General features: G+C 40.1%; 1 protein-coding gene. It reads left to right on the top strand.

Features of this window, described 5'->3' with window-relative positions; translation table 11 throughout:
- The first annotated feature begins 359 nt into the window (after positions 1-359).
- Entirely contained in the window at positions 360-1613 is a 1254-nt protein-coding gene (locus tag F9856_RS11930; protein ID WP_014637301.1) for an IS110 family transposase, read from the top strand.
- Positions 1614-1742 lie beyond the last annotated feature (129 nt).

Genomic DNA, 1742 nt, shown 5'->3' with positions numbered 1-1742 from the left:
CTCCTCGTAAAATAAGTTTATGGGGATTTTTCAATCCCGAATTTTTAATAATTGTTATAACGTTAACTTGACTATTGCAAGGTTTTCCAGAACAATAGAGTCATGGAATGGACTCATGGTTGTTTCTTTTTCTCCTTGTTGCTTAGACTTCATTTTTAAGTCTGTTACCCAAGCGTTGTGCCTACTTCCAACACACTAGCTGTTTCCATTACGCTCACTTCTGTACGTAGTAGCGTACAGGCGGCAGGTGAGCTAGTGACTAGAATTCTCTTATGCGAGGCTGTTGGTTCAACGTGTTTCTGGGGAACCTTACAGTAGTCAAGAAACTTTCCAAATACAAATGAAAGGAGACCTTCCAAATGAAATGTTTTGTCGGTTTAGACGTTAGCTCTACCAAATTAGATGTCTGTATCATGCTTAGTGATACAACAACTCCCTTTACAGCTTCTCTTCCTAATGACCTAGTAGGGGCTCAAGAAATCAAGAAACAAATTCTTGAACTCAATGATTCCCAGTCATTTGAGCGCATCGTCATTGGTATGGAAGCTACCAGCCTTTATAGCTTTCACCCTGCCATGTTCTTTCATGAAGATAGCGACTTGAAAGCTCTAATGGTTGAAGTCATGGTGGAACAACCCAATAAGATTAAGAAATATCGGGAAGCCTTTGAAGAAAGTAAAAATGATACTATTGATGCCTTCTACATCGCCGATTATTTTCGTGCTGAGCGATTTTCACCTGCTTTTCTCAAAGAAGAAAAGTATTTGGCTCTCCAACACCTAACCAGAACGAGACTACAACTCATTGAACAGTTGACAAGAACAAAACAACACTTTATTGAAAATATTTATTATAAGTGCAATACCTTATCTACTGAAATCAAGAATGAGAGCCTCACAACTTCTCTCTGGTCTAGCACCATTATTTCCTTAATGACTGAAGACTATACCCTCGACGAGTTAGCGACCGTTCCTCTCAACGACCTAGCGGACTTTATCCAAAAATTGGGGAGAGGACGATTCAAAGCGCCTGAAAAATTAGCTAAAGCTATTCAATCAGCTGTCAGGGGATCTTATCGTCTACCCAAGCTACAACAAGATTCTGTCAATGTTATTCTCGGTCTATTAGCTCGAGAAATCAGAAACCTTGAGAAATTAATCAAGGATATTGATAAAGCTATTGAAGAGATGGTAGAAGTCATCCCTGAATACCAGTGCTTAACTTCTGTTCCTGGTGTGGGGAAAGTGTACGCTGCAGGCATTATCGCTGAAATTGGACAGATTGATCGCTTTAAAGACCACCCTCAAGTCGCTAAATATGCAGGCTTGAATTGGAAACAGAATCAATCCGGGAACACTAACTCTCAAAATACTGAACTTGTCAAACGAGGCAACCGCTATCTCCGTTATTACTTAGTTGAAGCCGCCAACTCGGTCAGACGACACGATAGTGAGTATCAAACCTTTTACAAGAAGAAGTATCATGAAGTTCCTAAACATCAACACAAACGAGCCATCGTCTTAACCGCTAGAAAATTTGTGCGTCTGGTGGATGCGCTACTACGCAATCGCCAACTCTATGCGCCACCAAGGAGGCTTATGGAAGATAGATAATGATCTGCACAAGTCCTTGGATAAACTGGTGAAAAAAAGCGATTTTCACTAGGTGTTTTTAGTGCACCCTGTTTTCTAAAAAACAACTAGAATTTTCTCAACTTTCTATTGACTTTTTACCACTAGACT

This window comes from Streptococcus suis, from assembly GCF_016743335.1.
Classification (GTDB): Bacteria; Bacillota; Bacilli; order Lactobacillales; family Streptococcaceae; genus Streptococcus; species Streptococcus suis_Y.
Note: the sequence above shows the minus strand (reverse complement) of the source record. Positions and strands in the feature narration are given on the sequence as shown.